This is a genomic window from Vibrio olivae (assembly GCF_042428525.1).
GTDB classification, from domain to species: Bacteria; Pseudomonadota; Gammaproteobacteria; order Enterobacterales; family Vibrionaceae; genus Vibrio; species Vibrio olivae.
In genome coordinates this window covers 1-20,173 of sequence record NZ_JBHMEP010000019.1, presented here as the reverse complement: position 1 = coordinate 20,173, position 20,173 = coordinate 1, and the positions used below count along the sequence as shown (strand labels likewise).

At 41.4% G+C, this 20,173-nt stretch carries 16 protein-coding genes; 15 read left to right on the top strand and 1 reads right to left on the bottom strand.

The annotated features are described in order from the left end of the window. A partial coding sequence (locus tag ACFFUV_RS22655; protein WP_390197963.1) for a hypothetical protein occupies positions 1 to 408 on the bottom strand: 408 nt, incomplete at its 3' end. 1,072 nt (positions 409 to 1,480) lie between these two features. Here ACFFUV_RS22655 and ACFFUV_RS22650 point away from each other — a divergent pair. The 15 genes from ACFFUV_RS22650 to ACFFUV_RS22580 form a co-directional block, all read left to right on the top strand. Further along, positions 1,481 to 2,665 (top strand): RNA-guided endonuclease InsQ/TnpB family protein, encoded by a 1,185-nt coding sequence (locus tag ACFFUV_RS22650; RefSeq protein ID WP_390197961.1) that lies wholly within the window; start codon positions 1,481 to 1,483, stop codon positions 2,663 to 2,665. A 100-nt stretch (positions 2,666 to 2,765) separates the two neighbouring features. Then, positions 2,766 to 3,122, top strand: a complete 357-nt coding sequence (locus ACFFUV_RS22645; RefSeq protein ID WP_390197958.1) for a hypothetical protein — start codon at positions 2,766 to 2,768, stop codon at positions 3,120 to 3,122. Between the two features lie 88 nt (positions 3,123 to 3,210). Beyond that, positions 3,211 to 3,555: a hypothetical protein gene (locus ACFFUV_RS22640; RefSeq protein ID WP_390197955.1), complete on the top strand. Its 345-nt coding sequence runs from the start codon at positions 3,211 to 3,213 to the stop codon at positions 3,553 to 3,555. Between the two features lie 5 nt (positions 3,556 to 3,560). After that, positions 3,561 to 4,259: a hypothetical protein gene (locus ACFFUV_RS22635; RefSeq protein ID WP_390197952.1), complete on the top strand. Its 699-nt coding sequence runs from the start codon at positions 3,561 to 3,563 to the stop codon at positions 4,257 to 4,259. A 259-nt stretch (positions 4,260 to 4,518) separates the two neighbouring features. Then, a complete protein-coding gene (locus tag ACFFUV_RS22630; RefSeq protein WP_390197949.1) occupies positions 4,519 to 5,064 on the top strand; it encodes a hypothetical protein in 546 nt (181 codons plus the stop codon). Continuing rightward, entirely contained in the window at positions 5,033 to 5,353 is a 321-nt protein-coding gene (locus ACFFUV_RS22625; RefSeq protein ID WP_390197946.1) for a hypothetical protein, read from the top strand. The genes ACFFUV_RS22630 and ACFFUV_RS22625 overlap by 32 nt, the downstream gene beginning before the upstream one ends. Next, positions 5,350 to 8,139, top strand: a complete 2,790-nt coding sequence (locus tag ACFFUV_RS22620) for a hypothetical protein (RefSeq protein ID WP_390197943.1) — start codon at positions 5,350 to 5,352, stop codon at positions 8,137 to 8,139. The genes ACFFUV_RS22625 and ACFFUV_RS22620 overlap by 4 nt, the downstream gene beginning before the upstream one ends. 160 nt (positions 8,140 to 8,299) lie before the next feature. After that, positions 8,300 to 10,951: a hypothetical protein gene (locus ACFFUV_RS22615; protein WP_390197940.1), complete on the top strand. Its 2,652-nt coding sequence runs from the start codon at positions 8,300 to 8,302 to the stop codon at positions 10,949 to 10,951. A gap of 134 nt (positions 10,952 to 11,085) precedes the next feature. Continuing rightward, the gene (locus tag ACFFUV_RS22610; RefSeq protein WP_390197937.1) at positions 11,086 to 12,240 is read left to right on the top strand and encodes a hypothetical protein; all 1,155 of its coding nucleotides are present in this window, start codon (positions 11,086 to 11,088) and stop codon (positions 12,238 to 12,240) included. 19 nt (positions 12,241 to 12,259) lie between these two features. After that, positions 12,260 to 13,963: a hypothetical protein gene (locus tag ACFFUV_RS22605; protein WP_390197934.1), complete on the top strand. Its 1,704-nt coding sequence runs from the start codon at positions 12,260 to 12,262 to the stop codon at positions 13,961 to 13,963. A gap of 369 nt (positions 13,964 to 14,332) precedes the next feature. Then, a complete protein-coding gene (gene iscB / locus ACFFUV_RS22600; RefSeq protein WP_390197931.1) occupies positions 14,333 to 15,553 on the top strand; it encodes an RNA-guided endonuclease IscB in 1,221 nt (406 codons plus the stop codon). A gap of 37 nt (positions 15,554 to 15,590) precedes the next feature. Next, entirely contained in the window at positions 15,591 to 16,655 is a 1,065-nt protein-coding gene (locus ACFFUV_RS22595; protein ID WP_390197928.1) for a hypothetical protein, read from the top strand. Positions 16,656 to 16,657: 2 nt separating this feature from the next. Further along, positions 16,658 to 17,332 (top strand): hypothetical protein, encoded by a 675-nt coding sequence (locus ACFFUV_RS22590; RefSeq protein WP_390197924.1) that lies wholly within the window; start codon positions 16,658 to 16,660, stop codon positions 17,330 to 17,332. A 238-nt stretch (positions 17,333 to 17,570) separates the two neighbouring features. Continuing rightward, positions 17,571 to 18,278: a hypothetical protein gene (locus tag ACFFUV_RS22585; RefSeq protein WP_390197920.1), complete on the top strand. Its 708-nt coding sequence runs from the start codon at positions 17,571 to 17,573 to the stop codon at positions 18,276 to 18,278. Between the two features lie 177 nt (positions 18,279 to 18,455). Next, positions 18,456 to 20,173, top strand: a 1,718-nt coding sequence (locus ACFFUV_RS22580) for a hypothetical protein (RefSeq protein WP_390197917.1), incomplete at its 3' end; no start/stop codon positions are given.

The following is a 20,173-nucleotide window of genomic DNA, read 5'->3' as shown; positions in this document are numbered from 1 at the left end:
GTAGCAGAAATAAGCGCATCCATCCGATAGAATATCAATAAAATCATTGGTATTGATCTCTATCTGATCTCTGTTTCCATCTTGCATCCTTTTTCTTAGAAACACATGTTTGAGTACGTTTATGATAATAAGATATATCATTGCCATCTTACATTCATCGCTGATCCGGATTCCCGATCCATGATACTCCTCATGTTTCAATGAATATTTTATGGCTGTCACTTTCTTGCCTTCCTTATTAGTAACAGGCTTAAAATCAACTGGACATATAAGTGATCCGGCTGGAAGTTTTACACATCCTAGCTCATCTTTCTTGGTCTGAATATTACGTGGAATATACTTTTCGGTAAGAATCTTATCGAAATTTGATTTCATTTTCTGTAAAAGTGATATCTTTGTTCCAATCATTTTTTTTTAAGTTTTTGCTGCGAATATACAAGTTTTATCAATACGAAACAAGTTATTCGGATGGATGGGTAGCCTGTGAAGGTCGCCCATTTGTTGTTTAGGGGGGGGGGGAGAAGGGGTAGGTGATGTCCGTAAAACGCTGTGAGCGTGAACGATGTTTTTTCTCAACCTACTTGTTACGCGCGCGTTAATAGGTATATTTATTAAATATAATTAACTCTATAAACATATACTACTTACTAATATCTCTATCCGTACACAGAACCTCTCCTGACGTCGAGTTCCTGTGTACTCCACTTAAAGTCTCTATTTAATAAAACATTGCTTTTTACCGCCAAGGTATGGTGCCGTCAGGCAGGATACCGCAGGCTAAACCTGGTAGAAGCCGTATCTTATACCGGAAGCCGGAACCCCGGTAGGGGGATCGGGTGGAGCAAAAGCCAAAGAAGAAAAAGCGAGGTCTTGTGCAGTCGCTCACGCTCCGGCCGTCCGTATCTTCTACGGCAGGCCCATGCCTAAAGGCCTCCCATTTCCCCTTGGCTTTATATCCCATAGCTTGGGGAGGAAGGAATCCAAAGGGAAAAAAGTAAGGTCGTATGCGGTCGCTCACGCTCCGGCAGGCTAACATAACTCTACCTCCGTCCATGTCAATAGCGAACCTCTGGCGGCATTGTCCGGTATGACGGCGGTAGCCTTACCTTGGGTGTCCCAGCGTATCCTCCACCAACATTTTCCCTTTGGATTCCTTGGGCTATATCCTTGGACGATGACGGCAGGATATGAGGTCAATAAGCCAAAAAGAAAAAAGGAGTGGTCGCATCCCGTGAGGCAGGATAAGGCTGTCCCCCGCCGTCCAAGCGCGTAGCGTATGTGAACTTCACTGTCCTCGCTATTGTAGCCAGCCATAGACATACATAGCTTCGTTCGTCTTACCCCACTAGCCTTTTCCCTTTGGATTCTCGTAAATACATGTTAGTCAGCATATATTATACTGATTATATCATATTTTGTTGACAATAATATTTTTTTAAAGTATTTTTGTCGAAAACTAATTCTATTATTAGAAATGAGATTGGTTGATAGACATATTATAAAAGATAATCGATTTGAGGATATTTGCCTTAAATCCGGATTGCTGTACAATTATGTGTTGTATCTGGTAAGGCAGGGTATTTTCAATAAGGAGTATTTGAAGGAATATGATCTCTCGACTAAATTAGGCAGGGAAAATCAATTTGATTTTAGACAGCTACCTGCATCTGTATCACAACAAGTGGTTGGTCAGGTATTCAAGAGCGTTAATTCATGGATCAAGTTGAAGAGTGATTTTGACAGGAATCCGGATAAGTATAACAATCATCGACCTCATCTTCCGAAGTACAAGGAAGGTAAGAAGCAGAATATGGTTGTATTTACGACTTTCTCTTGTCGGGTAAAGGATGATGGTTATATTCATTTTGTTAAGAATGTTATTGAACCGATAAAAACTAACGTAAAGAAAGATGAGTTAAAACAGGTAAGGATAGTGCCTCAAGCAACATGTTATGTGGTAGAGGTAATTTATGAAAGAAAGGAGACGGATCTAAACTTGGATAAGGATAATTTCCTTTCGATCGATTTAGGATTGAATAATTTATGCTCATGTATCAGTAATGTAGGCATCAAGCCTTTCATTATAAACGGGAAAGTTATCAAATCATTGAATCGGTGGTATAATAAGAAGAAAGCCAGATTGATGTCGTATGTTGGCGATAATGGAACTTCTAGGAGAATAAGAAGAATCTCTTTGTATCGTAATTGTTGGATCGATGATAAGATGCATAAGATTAGCAAGTATATCGTGAACTTTTGTGTATCAAATAATATAGGCCGTATCATTATCGGTCTTAACAAGGAGTGGAAGCAGGAGATAAATATTGGCAGGAGAAATAACCAGCATTTTGTCTCTATCCCTCATTCTAAGTTAATTGATAAGATAATGTACAAAGCTAAGTTGCTAGGTATAGAGGTTGTTACTCATGAGGAATCTTATACTTCAAAGATCGATCATCTGGCTTTTGAGGAGATGAAATATCAAGATAATTATCTAGGTAAAAGAAAACGCAGGGGATTATTTCAAAGCTCTATCGGCAAATTGATAAATGCGGATATTAACGGGGCTATTGGGATAGCTAGAAAAGTAGTTGGTGATTCGTGCATTAATACGATAGTCAGTAGTGGGTTTGCGTTTAACCCAATTAGATTGAATATCTTGTGATATAAATATTAATCTAATAAATAAAATTTAAAATTTTAATAACGTGGCCGAGCAGAGAAAAGCTTTCGTATTCGCATTACCTTACGACACTAGACTGGATATGATCCAGCAGTTCTTAAGGATATACAACGGCTATCTGGATTCCAAGGGTAGAAGCTTGATCACCGAAAGAACGATAAACTTACTTTCTTTCTACATCAACTACGGATACTCGGATGATACCAGGGCTAAGTATATGGATTGTCATGGACAGAAGGAGTCTTACATCGCTGTCCTTAACAATGAGTTGAAGCGTGGTGGTTTTCTGGTGGACAAGAAGAACGGGAATTTCCGTACCCGTGAGTTGTCTATTGAGATGAGAAGCCTACGTAATTATTTCGTGCTTGACGGGGAGGGTGATGATACCCGTGTAATGGGATTCGTATTCAAGAGAAACAAATTGGATATTGATGGGTAGGAATCTTATTTCATTCGATAGGGATATCGTTGATGAGGTGGTAAGAAGATCTGATGGGAAGTTCACCAAACAACAGGTAGAGTGGTGCATGAAAGCATCCGTATCTTACATCCATCATCTAGCTAAGTATACTGACAATATATCTATCAGAATACCGTTTATCGGATACGTTATATGCAATCTTCGTGAGATGCGTGTAAGGCGTGATAAGATACGCCGGATATTTGTCAAGGAAGGTAATCGTTATCCGGATGAAAGGATGCCTATTGAGCTTGATTGTCTGGATAAGAAGATTAATGCGATAGAGGATATGGAGGGGTTGAAGAACGGAGATCCTCTTATACGTGATAACCATGAGGCCATGTATCAATGTCGGTATGGAATGACATGGGAACAATTACAGGATTTTCAACAAAAACAGTTTAAAAAATAATTATCGTGCAAACAATTGGTAAGGCCCAAGTAATAGCCCAGGCTTGGGAAGATAGTTTATTGGGCAGGATTCCTAAGGATAAGAAAGATTATCCCGAATGGTATAAGAATCGTCTTGAATTATGTAAGAAATGTCCTAAGAACTCTTCTAATATCGCTTTCTTTAAGTTACCTGCTAAGGTAATATTGCAAAGATTGATGGGTAGGCAGGCTTGCTCGTTGTGTGGTTGTTTTATCAAGGAGAAGGCTTGGATGAAGACTGAGGTATGCCCGTTGAAATTCGTAGAAGGAGAGAAAGCCAAATGGAATGCTATGGAGGTCATAACCGCCGATCATAACGATTTTAATATCGAGTGCCCTAACGATGCATTTGATATAGGACTTACGGATGACGAGAGCGAGTTTTATCTAAATGTTTTTGATCAGAAAATAGGTGATAAGATAGAAATCGTGTTATTTATCACCCATAAAGATGGTTTCCATGTCAAGGAGCATCATCTTGGATGTGGATGTATGGGAGACGTGTCATATAACAAACATCCTGACAATGAGAATAGAACTATATTTAGGATGACGTTGGATACCTCAAAATATACGGAAGGTCATTTTGAGAAACATCTATCTCTTATGGGTTATACGAAGGATGATCCTGAACGTAATTTCAAACATTTCCCGCTACGTATTATAGGGGAAGCTTATAAGTAAATACTATGCGAAGTCCCGTAAGAAGTAAGATAGATGATCGTATCCATGCCCTTATTGTCATGGAAGTCGGATGCCGTGAGTTGCCTGAATATTCGTTGGGTGATATACTTTACTCCGCTTTAAGGAGGATAGCTAGGGCTAATGGTGGTAATGTCCGCTTCTTGCGGGATGTTAGTACCAGGGATTTATTGAGGTCTATAGACCAAAGCATCAGTGATGAGATTGAATTAAATAATAATGATTATAACGTGTGATTATAATGGAAGAGGATAAGGATATCAAAAAAGAGATCAGGGATTATCTTAAAGAAGAGGCGGATACTCATATAAGGCATTGGATAGCCATAAAGCGTGAGAGCAAGCGTCTGTATAGCGATATTGAGGATAGGACTAAGAAGATAGCCCTTAAATCATCTTCGTTGATAAAAGAGGAGGATTTTGTCGTTCTTCATGAGATGACCCATAAGATACAGATGTTGAATATAGAGGCTGTAAAAGTCAATTCTAGGTTGATGTTCATGATCCAGTTGGCTACCAGCTTCGGTATGGATCTGGATTTAGATACGACATATGCGTCCACCGCCAAGGGTATTATAGAAGACAGAACGTCTGGATTCGTGTTTTATGATGACAAGGAACGTCTTAGATATGCTGACAAGGAGCTTGAGGATATGTTCCATGACATGAGCGTTACGGAAGTAAGTAAGATCGGGGTTGTTCAATCTTATGAGCTTCTTATGAAACAGTATAATGAGTTTAAAGATATGAAAGCTAATGCCACAGGGAAGACGAAAGCCGACGAGTAAGGACGCTGATCGGGTTAACGACAATCTTGAGGTCATAGCTAAGGCTATAAATGACGCTAAGACTTATATTGATAAGCATCCTTGGGACAAGGAGAAGCCGGAGGATATGGCAAGGGCATTTGACTTCATATCAAAATTAATCGATAAGATAAATACATGGAATGATTCTTATATGGAGAAAAGTGGGATCATGGATGTATATAGGTCTGTAAGCAATGTCCAGAAAAAGGAACGTAAGGGTCAGGTTTCCGGTGGAATTGAGTCTGTTTTAAAGGATATTATGAAATGAGTTTAAGCACGAGTCCAGAATTTTATGTAAACATGAAAAATCCTCCTGTATGGAACGATCTGTTCGGTTGGGAGGATCAGGATGACGATGTTAAGCAGTTCTTTAAAGAAGAGGCTTATAAGGTCAAGTACGGGGTGACTATCAATGGTACGTTCATCCCCCCATGGCTTTATTGGCATGTTAATTTCTTTCCCGTATTTCAGGATCTTCCAAACGGGGAACGTGTGCCAGCGATCAGTCGTTTGCGTGATAACGAATGGTTTTTCGCCGAGATGTACCAACGTGCCCGTATGGGGAAGAAAGGGTTGGGGATGTTTGGTACTCGTCGTTTTGGCAAGGCTCTTCTGAACTCGGAGCTGATATATACTCCTCATGGATCTAAGAAAATAGGATTCGCCGATATAGGAGATATCATATACGGTGATGACGGGAAGCTTACTACCATAGTGGGCGTATATCCTCAGGGATTCGTTGATACGTACAAAGTGACCTTTGAGGACGGTCGCAGCGTGGTGTGTTGCGGGCAGCACCAGTGGAAAGTCAAGTATCATGGTGATTATAAGGTTATGAGCACTATGGGTATCATCCATTCTGACTTCTCCAAAATGACTATAGATATTGGGGAGGCGGTAGATTTCCCTGAGCGGCGGTGGCTGATATCGCCCCAGCTCATGGGGTCTCTGGCCGCCTCCTTCCTTTGTGGCGCTACCGACAGGATCTTTGAGCTAAGCAAGAAGGAGATGGATGATGTCATTTATTCATCCAAAAAACAGAAAGAGTTGTTCATAGGATCGTTTATGAAGATCGCTTGTGGTATAAATACCGGTGACGATCGTTTTAAGGTCGTTTATAAAAGCGAGTATATTATATCCTTTGTAAGGAAAATATTTTGGTCTATGGGGTATTATTGTGTCATGGATGGTGATGATATGTATATATCTAAGACCCATGATAGGCTTAGGATATATGATATAGATTATTACGGTAGATATAAGGCTACTTGTATTGAGGTCGATAATAAATCGCATCAGTTTCTTACTACCAATTTTGTCGTCTCCCATAATACGACCATCATGTCATCACTTCTCCAGATGAACGCTACTATGACGATCGGCCTTAGTCATTCTGTAGTAGGATTCAGCGACAGTGATTTATCCAATATCGGCGAGTATTGTGAGTATGGTCTTGATCATGTGCATCCTTTTTTCAGGATCAACAGAACCAAGACCGACTGGAGTTCGGGAGTTACATTAGGCAAGAGGATGTCCAATGGTGTACGTGATATCCATGCCATTATCTCTATAGCCAACATCAATATGGGTAGGAAGACCTCCACGCAGAAGACGGCTGGTTTGACACCGGCTACGGCTATTTTCGACGAGGTAGGCAAAGGTCCGATAAAGAAGCCTTACACGGCCGCCATGCCATCCTACGACACGCCTTATGGCTGGCGTCTTAGTCCTATCTTGGCCGGTACCGGTGGTGAGGTGGAGTTGTCTAAGGACGCTCAAGAGATGTTCTCCGATCCCGAGACATATAACCTTCTGGTCATGGACTGGGATATCCTAAACCGTAGAGCCATGAAAGGAAAAACATGGAAAGAACGGAAATGGGCGATGTTTGTCCCGGGACAAATGGCAAACTCTGGTGTCAAGGTAACTATAGGTTTGGGTGATTATTTAGGAAAACCTGATGATAAGAAGCTTAATAAGATCAAGATTGACGCCACAGACTTCGAGGCTAGCACCAATAAACTTAATGAGGAACGGAAGAAGCTTTCTACAAAGGACAGGGTAGCCTATACCTCTCATACTATGTTCTATCCTTTTACGATTGATGACTGTTTTTTAAGCTCTTCTCAAAATCTGTTCCCGGTTGAGTACGCTATCAAGCATAAGAACGATCTTCTTGAGTCGGGTCAATATAGTGGCATGCTGTGTGATGTTTTTCTTGAATCGGGCAATAAGCTTGGTACTACGAAATCTAATAAACAGCTAGCTGGTTTCCCGTTTAGTGGAGGTGTTATCGACGCTCCTGTCCAGATATTCGAGATGCCTCAATCTAATAGGTTTGATGATTTTATTTATGTTGCAGGCCAAGATCCCTATAAACAGGCCAAGTCTGATACCCCTTCATTAGGAGCTTTTTATGTATTCAAAAGGCGTGTCGGTATTCGAGATCCTTATGCCTATAGAATAGTTGCCTCTTACGTATCCCGCCCATCATCCATAGATCAGTTTTGCCGTACTTGTGAGGTGCTTCAGAAGGGATATGGTGCTATATGTCTTATGGAGAACGCTGACCAGATGTATGAGCAGTACCTTAACCGTAAAAGCGGTATGCCAGCGTCTTTCTTCCTGTTTGCTGGTGAGGCAATAGCCAATAAGTATGTGAAGGCCGGCTCCCGGCAGAACAGCAAGTTAGGTCTATATCCTACCCCCGGTAACCAGAACCTGCTATTCTCGTGTGTCGTGGATTACTGTTGGCAGGATTTCGTTATCGGATATGATGATAGTACTGGTCTTGATATAACTGTCAAGGGTATTGAGCTGATCGATGATATAGCCCTATTGGATGAGATAATACAGTATAAGCCCGGATTGAACGTCGATAGGATAATAGCCTTCGGGCATGCGTTGGTTCTCGCTAGGTATTTTGATGATAATAACTACATGCCTAAATCGAAGATAGATGAGATGAATAACGCCCGCAAGGAAGACGCTTATAAGCACCATGAGATATATGCCTCTGCCTTTGGATCGGTATCTATAGGTGCGTTTCGGTAGTTTAGTGTTGCTTAATAACTTATCTTTGCTAAAAACAAATTAGATTGACATGGAGATTTTCAATAGAGATCATTCGTTTCCGGCAAAAGGGGCGCTATTAGGATTACCTCCTCAGGCTATTTCCACGAAGAAAAAGAACAGGAAATGGAAGGAGGATTGTATGGATGCTCTTGAGGCGATAGGATTGAAACAGTATGATCGTAACCAAATGTACCGTGACTATTATCTGATGGCGGATGGTAAGTTATCTTTTATGGAGATGGCGGATGTTATCCCACAGTTAAGGAACGTACAGAAGTTAAGGAGTGATATAAGGATACCCTCTTTCTTGAAGCATTATGATATCATAGGTGGTATTGTAAACGCTTTTGAGGGATGGTTGACAAACCTACAGGATAAGTATACGGTTAATGAGGTAGGGGATATGGCTATAAGTGAGTATGAGGATACGATGTCAAACTTACTTCATCGCCATATACAAGAACAGTGGGATATTATCGTCAATCAGCGTCTTGTAGAAGCCGGGCTTGATCCTACATACAATGAGTTTAATTCCGAGGAGGAACGTCAGGCTTACGCAGAGCAAATTCAACAAGCTAAGGTGTCTATGACACCAGATGATATCCAGAGGTTCATGAGTACCAGATGGAAGACGCAGGCGGCTGTATGGGGAGATCATACGATCGAGGCTGATCGTAGCAGGTTTTATATGGATGAGCTTGACAGGGAGAATTTCCGGGATCGTCTTCTTAGCGGAAAGATGTTCCGGAATCATTTCGTTGGTTTCGATTACTACCGTCCGGAGGTATGGAGTCCTATGGAGGTTTTCCATCCTGATGTAAAATACCCGCAATATGGATCTTATGTAGGTCGTCTTCATTATTACGAGGGTGTTGAGTTGATATCAAAATACGGTCATAAGATGACGGCTAAGGATAAGCGCCGGATTATGGGAGGTGATGATGATTACGAGGGATGGGTATCCAATGACGGTACTAGGTATGATCAGAAGAAAAAGAAGCCTTCTATTACCGGTATGTATGAGAATGAGGTTATTCCATGGAAAGGATACCATGACTATGAGTCTATAGTCGCCGCTGAGGACTATTATGGTGTGCCGATGGGAGAGTACCATACCTTCGGACCTGACGGGGAGGAGCACACCCAGCCCCGCTTCTTGCCCCGCTTCCATCCCTTTGGCTATTTTAACTCTGACATGTCCAATGGCAAGAGATATGAGATAGATTCCCGTCTTTTTAGAGTCATGGAGGGATATTGGGTATCCATGAAACCGATATTCTTAATAACTTACATGACGGAGACCGGAATGGTGGATCAGGAGCTTGTGACAGATGAGCTTCTCCCGGAGTTCTTGGAGAAGAATGGTATAAAGAAAGTGAAGAGGGTCATGGCAGAAGCCGTCAGTGATCCTGAGGTGAACACCTATATCTTGGAGTATGTCCCTGAGGTTAGGTTTGGCGTTAAGATCACCGGAGGTAATTTAATGGATAAGCCTATATATATTGGTGGGGATCCAATACCTCATCAGATACATGGTGATAGCAGTCTGTATGATTATGTCATTCCGGTTTCTGGATTTATAGGGGCTAGTCTCGCTGATCGCATACAGCCGTTCCAGATGATGTATAACCTTGCTATGAACCAGCTATACAATAACGCCGAGAAGGAGATCGGTAAGTTCTTCTTAGGCGACTTAGGATTCCTGCCTACGGAATATAAGGATATGATGGACAAGAAGGGGGCTTTGGCTACTTTTATGCAGATCGTTAAGTCCGTCTCATTTATGGGTGTGGGTGGTAATGACACAAACAATCCTTACCAGAATCCGCAGATGAGCAGCATATATAATCAGTTCGGTGTATATGATCTTACTAATACGGATCAGATAAGATCCCGTATGGAAATGGCGTCTTACGCCTATATGATGGCTTATAGGATGATAGGTATATCCGAGCAAGCGATGGGTCAGTCAACTAGATACGAGAGTTCTACGGGCGTAAAACAGGGAGTTAACGCCACTATGTTACAGACTCAGACTTACTTCAATGATTTCGATGACTTCAAGAAACGGACATTGGATATTCATCTTGCGGTAGCTCAAGTATGTCAGAAGGAAGGATACGATTGGACCGTGATGTACAGGAACAGCGATCTGTCCTTGGCTTACATCAGTCTTACGGATAATAGCTTGTCGTTACGTCATCTTAATGTTATGGCTGTCTCTAATTCCAAGAAACGTCTGGAATTGGAGAATTTGAAGCAATATATATTACAGACGAATACTTTGGGCAATGACTTGCTTGATATCACTAGAATGATGAATGCCAACTCGACGGCTGAGATGAATCAGATAGGAAGGGATGCCAGATCTTACGCAGATCGTGTAAGACAGGAGGAGTACCAGAATCAACAACGACTTGTACAGCAAAAAGCCGAGGCCGATCAACAGGCCCGTAATGACGAGCATGAGAAGGAGAAGGAGCTGGCTTATATCAAGGGTAACTTCGATTTACGGGGTAAGAGCATAATGGCCGCCGGTCAAGCGGCTAGGACACAAGATAACGCAGAGGGTATGGATTATGTGGAAGCTATAGCGGATCGAGCCTTGAAGGAAAGAGATCTGGATATCCGTGAGGAGGATATGAGAACCAGGCAGGCTAATGCCGAGGCTGAGCGAAGATCTCGTGAGGAGATAGAGAAAAGGAAGTTGGAATTAAAGGAAAAGGAGATAGATGCTAGGAATAAACGTTCTGATACAGATAGGTTTACGTCAATAATAAACAAGAATTGATTACAAGTTTTGTAAATATTTTTACAAAATATGTAATCATTTTGGCGTAAAATTCTGTCATATACTATAATGGGTTTGATTTAATTGGTAATTGGATTAATAATACTTTTGTAAAAAGCAAAAAAGGAAATTGTATGAATGACATGGGTGATTTCGCTAAGGGTTTTAAGACCATGAGTGTCGAGGAACTTTTTTACCGTGGTGACGGTGATGGCGATAAGAATAATATCGAGGGTAAATATGATAAGGATGGTAATCCTATAGGTGATACCAATAAAGAGCCTGCCGACGGCGGAGCGGCTGACGGTGGCGGGGATAAGGGCGGCGATGCGGTCACCGCAGACCCTGATTCCATTGGCGAAGGCGGTACTGATAATAATGTAGTATCAGGATTTAACGGAAAATCCTTTTTGGAGAAGATGGCCGCTAGAGGTATTATCGATAGTATTGACAACCTTGATATTATGGTAGATGATAAACCGGTCGATCTTTCTACTATCACGAAAGAGGATGATTTACTCGATATAGTGGAGGGATTGATCAAGGACAAGGCTGATGAGTTGTTGAAAGACAAGGTTGATACCGGCTCGATGTCTGATTTCATGAAGAAGATGATAGAGGTGGATAAGGCCGGTGGTAACGTTGGCCAACTATTAAGCCAATATCAGAGTATTCAGGCTCCGTTGGATAGCCTTGATATGAGTAATAAAAATGATCAGCTTGCGGTTATCCAGCATTATTATAAGATGTTGGGTATGCCGGAAGACGAGATAAAGGATAATATGGAGATGATGATCGGCAAGGGCGATGAGTTTATTGAGTCCAAGGCCAATAAGTTCCATGATATCCTGAAAAAGGAGATGGATAACCTTATCGAGGAGGAGAAAAAAAAGTCCGAGAAAAGGAGACAGGAATTAGTTGAGCAGATGAAAGTCTATAAGAAAGGTCTAAAGACATCTATAAGCTCAGGATTTCAGTTGACTGACACGATGATAGGTAAGGCTGTCGATTTCGTTACCAAGCCGATAGACAATCAAGGTCATACGGCTATAGATAAAGCTTATTCGGAGGCTATCAAGAATCCGGACATGGCCGCTGATTTGGCCTTGTTCTTGATGAATAAGGACGAGTTCCTTAAACAGAAAACCAACAAGGCTAAGATGGAGGTTAATAAGAAGACCATCACTCTTCTTTCTGGCAATAAGGGAGGAAAGCAGAATAAGACTAATATCGATAACGATACTATAGAAGCTAACTTCCTTGATCTGAGTGGATCAAAGAGTGTATAACATTAAAAGATAGATAATTATGAATCCTTTTTTAACAAAAAGTTTTCCGGCTACCGTGAATGGTGATAACGTTATTGCTTTCACCGATGCCAAGAACTATAAGACATCGCTCGTAGAGCATAACTTAGGCTCATTGGCGAGCTGGTATTATGAGGATCCTGATAAGAATCATTTGGGTCTGTTGAATCTGTTCTCTAATATCGCTAATTACCCCGTTCCGATGTATATGGGTATGATTAATAACGGCGCTACGATCTCCGTTAACGGTATTGGAGCTTCTTTCCGTTATGATCTTCCTGTTACAAAGACATTTGCTGTCGTTACGGCAGAGGATACTTCAGGTCATCACCCGAAACCTGGTATTGATGGTAGCTTGTTTGATATCGTTTTGAATACCTCTGAGTTTACGGCTTATGATGTCATCACCTATGACGCCGCTAACGGCTGTAATATCCTTATCTCAGGTGAGATCCCGTCTAAGACAGAAGGTGATTTGACACGTTATTGGGGTCATGTTATCGGCGGAAAGGCTAAATACTTCCCTAAAGAGAAATTACGTCCTGGTATCCGTTATTGGAAGATCGGTCATGCTCTTGGTGAGTATAGCACCCAGTTCTCTAAGGTATCTGGAGCTGACAAGGCCGGTTCCATGACCTGTGAGTTCCGTTTAGGAAACCACCGTGGTGTTGAAGGAGAGACAACTATGTATGCTGGTATGAAGTCCATGCAGGCCGCCCAGAACAGCACTTCAGAGTTCGTGGAGACCGCCCTTCGTCGTATGAATGCCATGAGAAGCGAGTATGAGGGTAATATTCCTGATCTGGCTATTATCGGTAAGACTGTTAATGGTAGACTTGATTTGCGTACGGCCAAAGTAGCCTCTACGTTGGAGGTGTTCTGTATGGCTGAGTTGGTTAAGTTGGAGGCAAGACAGTTGATGTGGCAAGAAGGTGGTATTATCATGGATCAAAATGGTCCTATCCATTTGAATGAAGGTATCTATCGTCAGCTTCGCCGTGGTTACACTATCTACTATAGCCGCCCGATGGGTATTACTAAGGATACGCTTATGGCTGCTGCCGCTTATATTTTCCGTGGACGTCAGGATCTTCCTATTACGGAGCGTAAGATTAAGTTCAAGGTGGGAGCTATGGCTATGATCAATTTAGAGAAGTTGATTAGAGAATCTTTCTTCACTACATTGAGTAATTTAAGCTGGGGTATGGGTAGTGACCGTATGCTGCCTTCTAACCCTATCTCTGGTACTAATGACGCCATGATCTTAGGTCCGGTTCAGGTTAAGGGAGCTTTCATCCCGGGCATCGGTAATGTTGAGTTCGAGCATGATCCTTCTTTGGATTACGCCGACATGACAGATCGTAGCGAGTTAGTGAATGGTATGTATCCTAGATCCTCTTATTCTTGTATTATTGAGAATATCACTGACGCTGGATCGACTAACGCATATTCCGCTATTCCTAATACGGCTAACGCTAAGTTAGGTAATATGAATAACAACGTATTTTATATCAAGCCAGAAGGTGTAAGCATGTGGTGGGGTTATGAGTACGGTCGTTGGGCGCACAAAGCTAACGGTAATGAGATCGTATCATCCTTGCCGGGCATGAAAGAGCAATTCTGGTGCCACTCAGCTTCAGCGGCTTGGGTTATGGATAACAGCAAGTTCTTGATTATCGAGCTTCAACCGAACTACTTCGGCTAAGTTTTTTCATATATGTAATTTGGTTTTTAGAGGGGAGGATATTCCTCTCCTCTTTTTTAAAGTAACGCAAAAAGGAAATAATCTAAAATAATATTAATTCCATATAATTTCATTATATGGTTTTAATATATCCATAAGGATCGGATTATTAGCCTAAGTCTTGAAACAGAGTCTACGTTATTTGAGAATACATAGTTACCAAGGAATGTTTGCCCAAGTTCCTTGCTCTAAGGTAAGTGATTAAACAGGAGTAGTGTATTTGCGAAACAGTATTGCTTATATATAAAACCTCAAAATAACATTGGCGATGGGTACTAACAGGGTTTTTACCCTGACTTATGTTGAATAAACATTGAATTAGTTTGTAAAATGGTGTATATACAGGACATGGATGGTAAACCGATGATGCCTACGACAAGGCATGGGAAGGTTAGGAGACTGCTAAAAGACAGCAAAGCGGTCGTTGTGAACACATGTCCTTTTACCATCAAATTGATGTACAAGACATCAGGTTACAAACAAGAGATTGTGTTAGGTGTCGATGCCGGAACCAAACATGTTGGTCTATCAGCAACGACGAAAAGCAAAGAACTTTACAGCAGTGAAGTTATTCTTAGAAGTGATATTGTAGAACTTTTGTCTACAAGAAGAGAGTCAAGAAGAACGAGACGAAATAGGTTGAGATACAGGAAACCTCGTTTTAACAACAGGATAAAAAGCAAACGTACAGGATGGGTAGCACCTTCGGTGAGACATAGGATTGATGCTCATATCCGTGTTATCGACAACATCTGTTCTATCCTGCCGGTATCCCGTGTCATCGTCGAGGTTGCCCAGTTTGATACCCAGAAAATAAAGAATCCCGATATCTCCGGTGATGAATATCAGGAAGGAGATCAACTTGGTTTTTGGAATGTCAGGGAATATATCTTGGCAAGGGATGGGCATAAATGTCAACATTGTAAAGGAAAGTCAAAAGACCCGATTTTGAATGTTCATCACATCGAATCTCGAAAAACAGGAGGTGATTCTCCTTCAAATCTTATTACTTTATGTGAGACTTGTCATAAGGAGTATCATAAAGGTAACATCGATTTGAAGGTAAAACGAGGCAAGTCGCTTCGCGACGCAGCCGTGATGGGGATCATGAAATGGAAATTGTACGATGAGTTGAAATCCAGATGCGACAACGTTTCGATGACGTTCGGATACATTACGAAATACAATCGGATTAAATACGGGATTGAAAAATCCCATACATCCGATGCGTTTGTTATTTCTAGGAACTTCAATGCGAAACGAATTGAACGTCAATATTTAAAACGTTTAATTCGTAGACATAACAGGCAAATACATAAAATGAAAATTTTAAAAGGAGGGAAGAAGAAAAACAATCAAGCTCCTTTTGAGATTTTTAGGTTTAGATTGTTTGATAAAGTATTGTATAACAATGAAATACTCTTTGTTTATGGAAGAAGAAAATCAGGAAATTTCAATATCAGGGATTTCAATGGAGAAAATCCAAAGGATGTTTCACACAAAAAGCTTAAACTCATTAGAGGAAAGAGACATCTGATTATATTAAAGTAAATGAACATATTTAACGAATTTAACGCAAAAAAAGGAAATGAAAGAAATTTTAAAATCAAGGAAGGTATTGGCCGAGGTAAACGGTTTTAATATCATGTCAGATACCTTATATGAGGTTGTAGGCAAACACGATGGAAGTGCTCCTCAGGCCTTTCAAGACGCTAATATAGCTAAAGCTCCGTTCCCGGAGAACGCCACTCACGTATGTTGCCCTTGGGATGATTTCTCCAAGGCCTATAACACCGGTTTTTATCCAAGATCAAGATGCTATAATGGTCTTGACAAGAATGAGATCGACAGGCTCGTCAAACAGCGGGTAGATAATATCATGAAGCCTTTCGAGGAAATGTCACAGATGGATCTATCTCAAACCAATTTAGAATTTTGGGATGACGCTAAGGATAAGATCTTCATGGGTAAGGTTTATAATACGGCTAATACCGTAGATCTATTTTATTTATATTTGGCTGTATTTTCCGGCATGTTGACTCCTCAGGAAATGGATGGCGATCCTGTCTTCATGAACTCCATGTTCTGTTTCGTGGAGAAAGACAATATGAAGGATTTCGTCCAGCAGCGTGAGATCAATAAGATGAACATCAGCTATAAGTTTATCAGCGCCCTTAAGAAAGGTGGAGACGATCGTCAGGCTGTCATCGATCTTCTTCTTTACATCGGTATCGTAACTCGCCCGGATTTCACGGAGGATGAGTATTATACAGGATCTCTATCAAACTGGATGAATGAGAAGAAGACCAATGTTGATTATCTGCTTGATATCTGGGATCGGTCATTGGAAGGTGATTTCAAGGAAGTTCTTGAGTTTTACCGTATCGTAAACGTCCTTCAACGAAATGGTCGTATCAATATGACTCCATCCGGATTACAATATAATGGCCAGATCATAGGACCTGACGTTCGGACATCCGCTGAGTTCTTGGCTACCAAGAAAGACTTTATTGACATAAAGGCTAATGTATTGGATGAGTATGAGGAGATCATATCTATGTCTAATATCGATGATAAGTCCAAGACCAAGAAGGTTAAGGATATTAAGAAGAAGGATGACGTAGAGGAAGGTGATAAGGTTAAGGAGGAATGACGATGACAATCCAAGAAGCGTATCTAAGGTCTTTGCAGAAGAACGAGCAGAATCTGGCCAATGGCGGGATTAAGCTGGATCCGGGAAGGTTCGTGCTGTTGTTCAACGAGGCCCAAGACCGGTTAGTTAAGTACTATCTAAATAGGAAGGATGACGAGACTATACGCTCCATCCAAAACCTTCTTGTTTATTGGATGTCGTTGGATAATGCGGGTAGGATGGATGACCCTGAGTCTACGTCCTTTAACTTACCTGACGACTATCTATGGTTTTCTAACATAAAAGGCGTTTTCTCGTACAAAGGATGTGAGGCCGCTGATTTCGTTATGTGGGAGGCTAAGAACGAGAATATCCATGAGCTTCTTGGGGATGATAATAACCGCCCTTCTTACGACTACCGTGAGACATTCTACTCCATAGGGAACGGGAAGGTCGTGGTCTACGAGTCAGGCTTCCGTACCGAGGAGGTTAAAATGACGTACTACCGCCGTCCTGTTAGGGTGGACCTGTCGGGGTATATCAACGCCGCCGGTATCCAATCTACGGACATCGACCCGGAGCTGCCCGATCCTTTAGTGGAGGAGATTCTGGACATGGTCGCTAAACAATTCAACCTTAATGAGAATGAATTGTATAGATATAGAATGGATAAGGATAATGTGGCTTCCTTTAAATAAACAACGTTAGTTTTGATTGATAAGCCTACCTAGAAATGGGTAGGCTTATTTTTTATCATCCTATGCATATTCTCTGGAATCGGAGATTTCTCCGACTCCAGAAATCACAAACATATTTTGTATTTCATGAAATATTTAATATAATGATTTTATATTGATATATTTTTATGTGTATATATTCACGGTAAAACTTTTATTTATATATTTGCATCGTATTAAACAATTAAATATATGTAATATGAAAACTAATGTTGTTATGATCTCCAAGGATAGGGATCTTTTTGGTGTTACTATCAAGCAAGACACTAAAACGTCTTTCATGTCGTTGACTGATTTACAGGAAGCCTATACCAGGAAAAGGATTCAGGAGGGATGGAATGATAAGAGGATAGAGAATATCCTTTCTAACAAGGAAAGTGCTGAGCGAATATACTATATTCTTGAAAAACAAGGATATATGATAGAAACAGGATTTCCTGTTTTTATGGAAATGGTTAAAAAAGAGTCTCTTATAAAAGTAATGAAAAAGTTTGGTGCTTATAAGACGGTTGGTAGGGGCGAGAACAGGAGAACTATGTGTAATCCTTATATATGGGTTCTTGTAGCTATGGAATTGAATCCTATGTTGTATGCCGAGGTTGTTACGTGGTTAACCGATAAGCTTATTCTTAATCGAATAGAGGCTGGTGATAGGTATAATGCTTTGTCTAGGGCGGCTTCTAGATTTAAGGATGTAGATTATGTTAAGATCGCCAAGGGTCTTAATTATATTGTTTTTAATATCCATGAAAGTATGATCAGGAATAAGGCCACGGAAGCTGAGCTAAAGGAATTGGAGCAAACACAGGGCAATCTTATATGGGCTATAGATATGGGTTATATAAAAAGCTTCGATGAACTTATTGATATGATGAGGAAGATGTATAAGAAAAAGTGGCTTAAATAATGTTTTTACAAAAAATGTAATTTATTTATATGCCTATACACTCGTGATCGTGTTTTATTGTCGTGAACTCGTTTATTATTATGTTTGCGTTAGGTAAATGATTCTTTAAACTAAAATATTAATTATATGTTGCACAGACCGCAAGACCGGGTACTTTTCGTATCCCCACACGCTAAGATGGTGGATGTTGATTCCATTTTCTTGAAGGAAGGACAGATCGGTATTTATGATACTAAAGATACTTCCGAGAACGGTTGTAAGGCCGTGACTGATTTTACCGGTAAGCCTCGTAACGACAAGCGTTATGAGATCCGTATCGGTCGTAATGAACAAGCGGCTTCCCGCTCTATCTATGACAAGGATTTTTCCACGCCGTTATTCTCCTTGAACGAGATCACAGAGATCTACGCTTCTTGGCCGAAGAAAGATCATGCTTATGTCGATGATGTTATCTTAGGATACAATGGTGCTTCTGATGACACGGCATTCTCCGTATCCAAGGGAGACCGTATCGCTATCCGCTTGGTTCTCGCTGGTCGTGCCTTTGAGCTTCTTGGATATGAGGAGGGTCGTGTAGAGATTAATGACGCCATTCTTTTGGATGATTGTGATAATACGCCAAATCAATGCGAGGAGTGCGATCCTTGCGAGGAGGTTGATTTGTTACCCGCCGTATTGAAGTGTATCGAGAGGATGAAGAATCAGCCTATCGCTGGAGGTGGTAAGGTATCTGATTATATTGATATCACTCCGGTTACAAGATGTACTAACGAGGCTACGGAGTCTGAGACGGAGGACGTGAACTTCTATTGTATGGAGGTTTGCGATACTGGTGATGACCTGGCCTTGGCTGAGGTTCGTGCCCAGTATCCGGGATTGAAGATCGTTCGTGAGAGCATCAACGGCAGCATGTCACGTTATAAGGTGATGAAGAAAGGGGCTAAGCCTAATGACTATACTCAACGTCTGATCTCTATCATGAAAGGATGCGAGGAATGCCCTCCTAGCTATACTGAGGTTAAGGGCGGACACCTGTATTCCGTTTCGTTGGAGGATGATGGCGCTGACATGTCTTTTACTATCGAGTCTCTTCCTAACGTGGTTTCCGATACGGTTAGTAAGATGAGCCAGATCAAGGGCACTGGTCTTTATATCGCCGCTACGTCAAAGAAATTGACCGATAATGAGATCAAGACATTCGTAGACGCTAATCCTACTACGGTTATCTATTATGTCGCCAAGACTTCTGATATGTGTGAGAATCCTACGGTTCGTACCGCTTCTTGGTCAGCTTGCGGATCTTGCAAGGTATCTAAGGAGAAGTATTATATCACGATCCCGGACAACGAGTGTGGCGAAAGCGCTTTAGAGGAAATCAAGCAGGCGTTCCCGGAACTGGAGATCACGGATTACGGTACTTCTGCGGCTTGCCAGCATAGTTTCCAGACAGAGGTATATACCAATATGTTGTGCGATGAGTGTGACAAGGTATTTGAAGGATTCTTCACCAGCGAGGCTCCGGCATCATACCGCAACAGGATGTGGAAGAAATTGGAATCAGCACAAGAGCTTGGTAGTAACTGCAAGTGCGGTATCCGTTTCCGTGGCAAGGAAATGTTGTTATCTCCATCAGAGTGCTTGATGGATCAAATGACTTATATCGAGGATAGCGTTGAGATCGTAGGTGCTAGTGGCGGTTACCCCGATTCTTTGGATGAGGGTTCTCCTATCTGGTGGGATCAGCTTCATTTCGAGAGACTGTCCAGCAAAGCCCCGCGTACTCACGTAGGAGGCAATATGATGGATGATGAGCTTAAGGGGTACGCTCACTTCAATGGATTCCCGAAACATCAGGATTTCATGGGGCGGACGTTCATGAACGAATATAGCCGTGT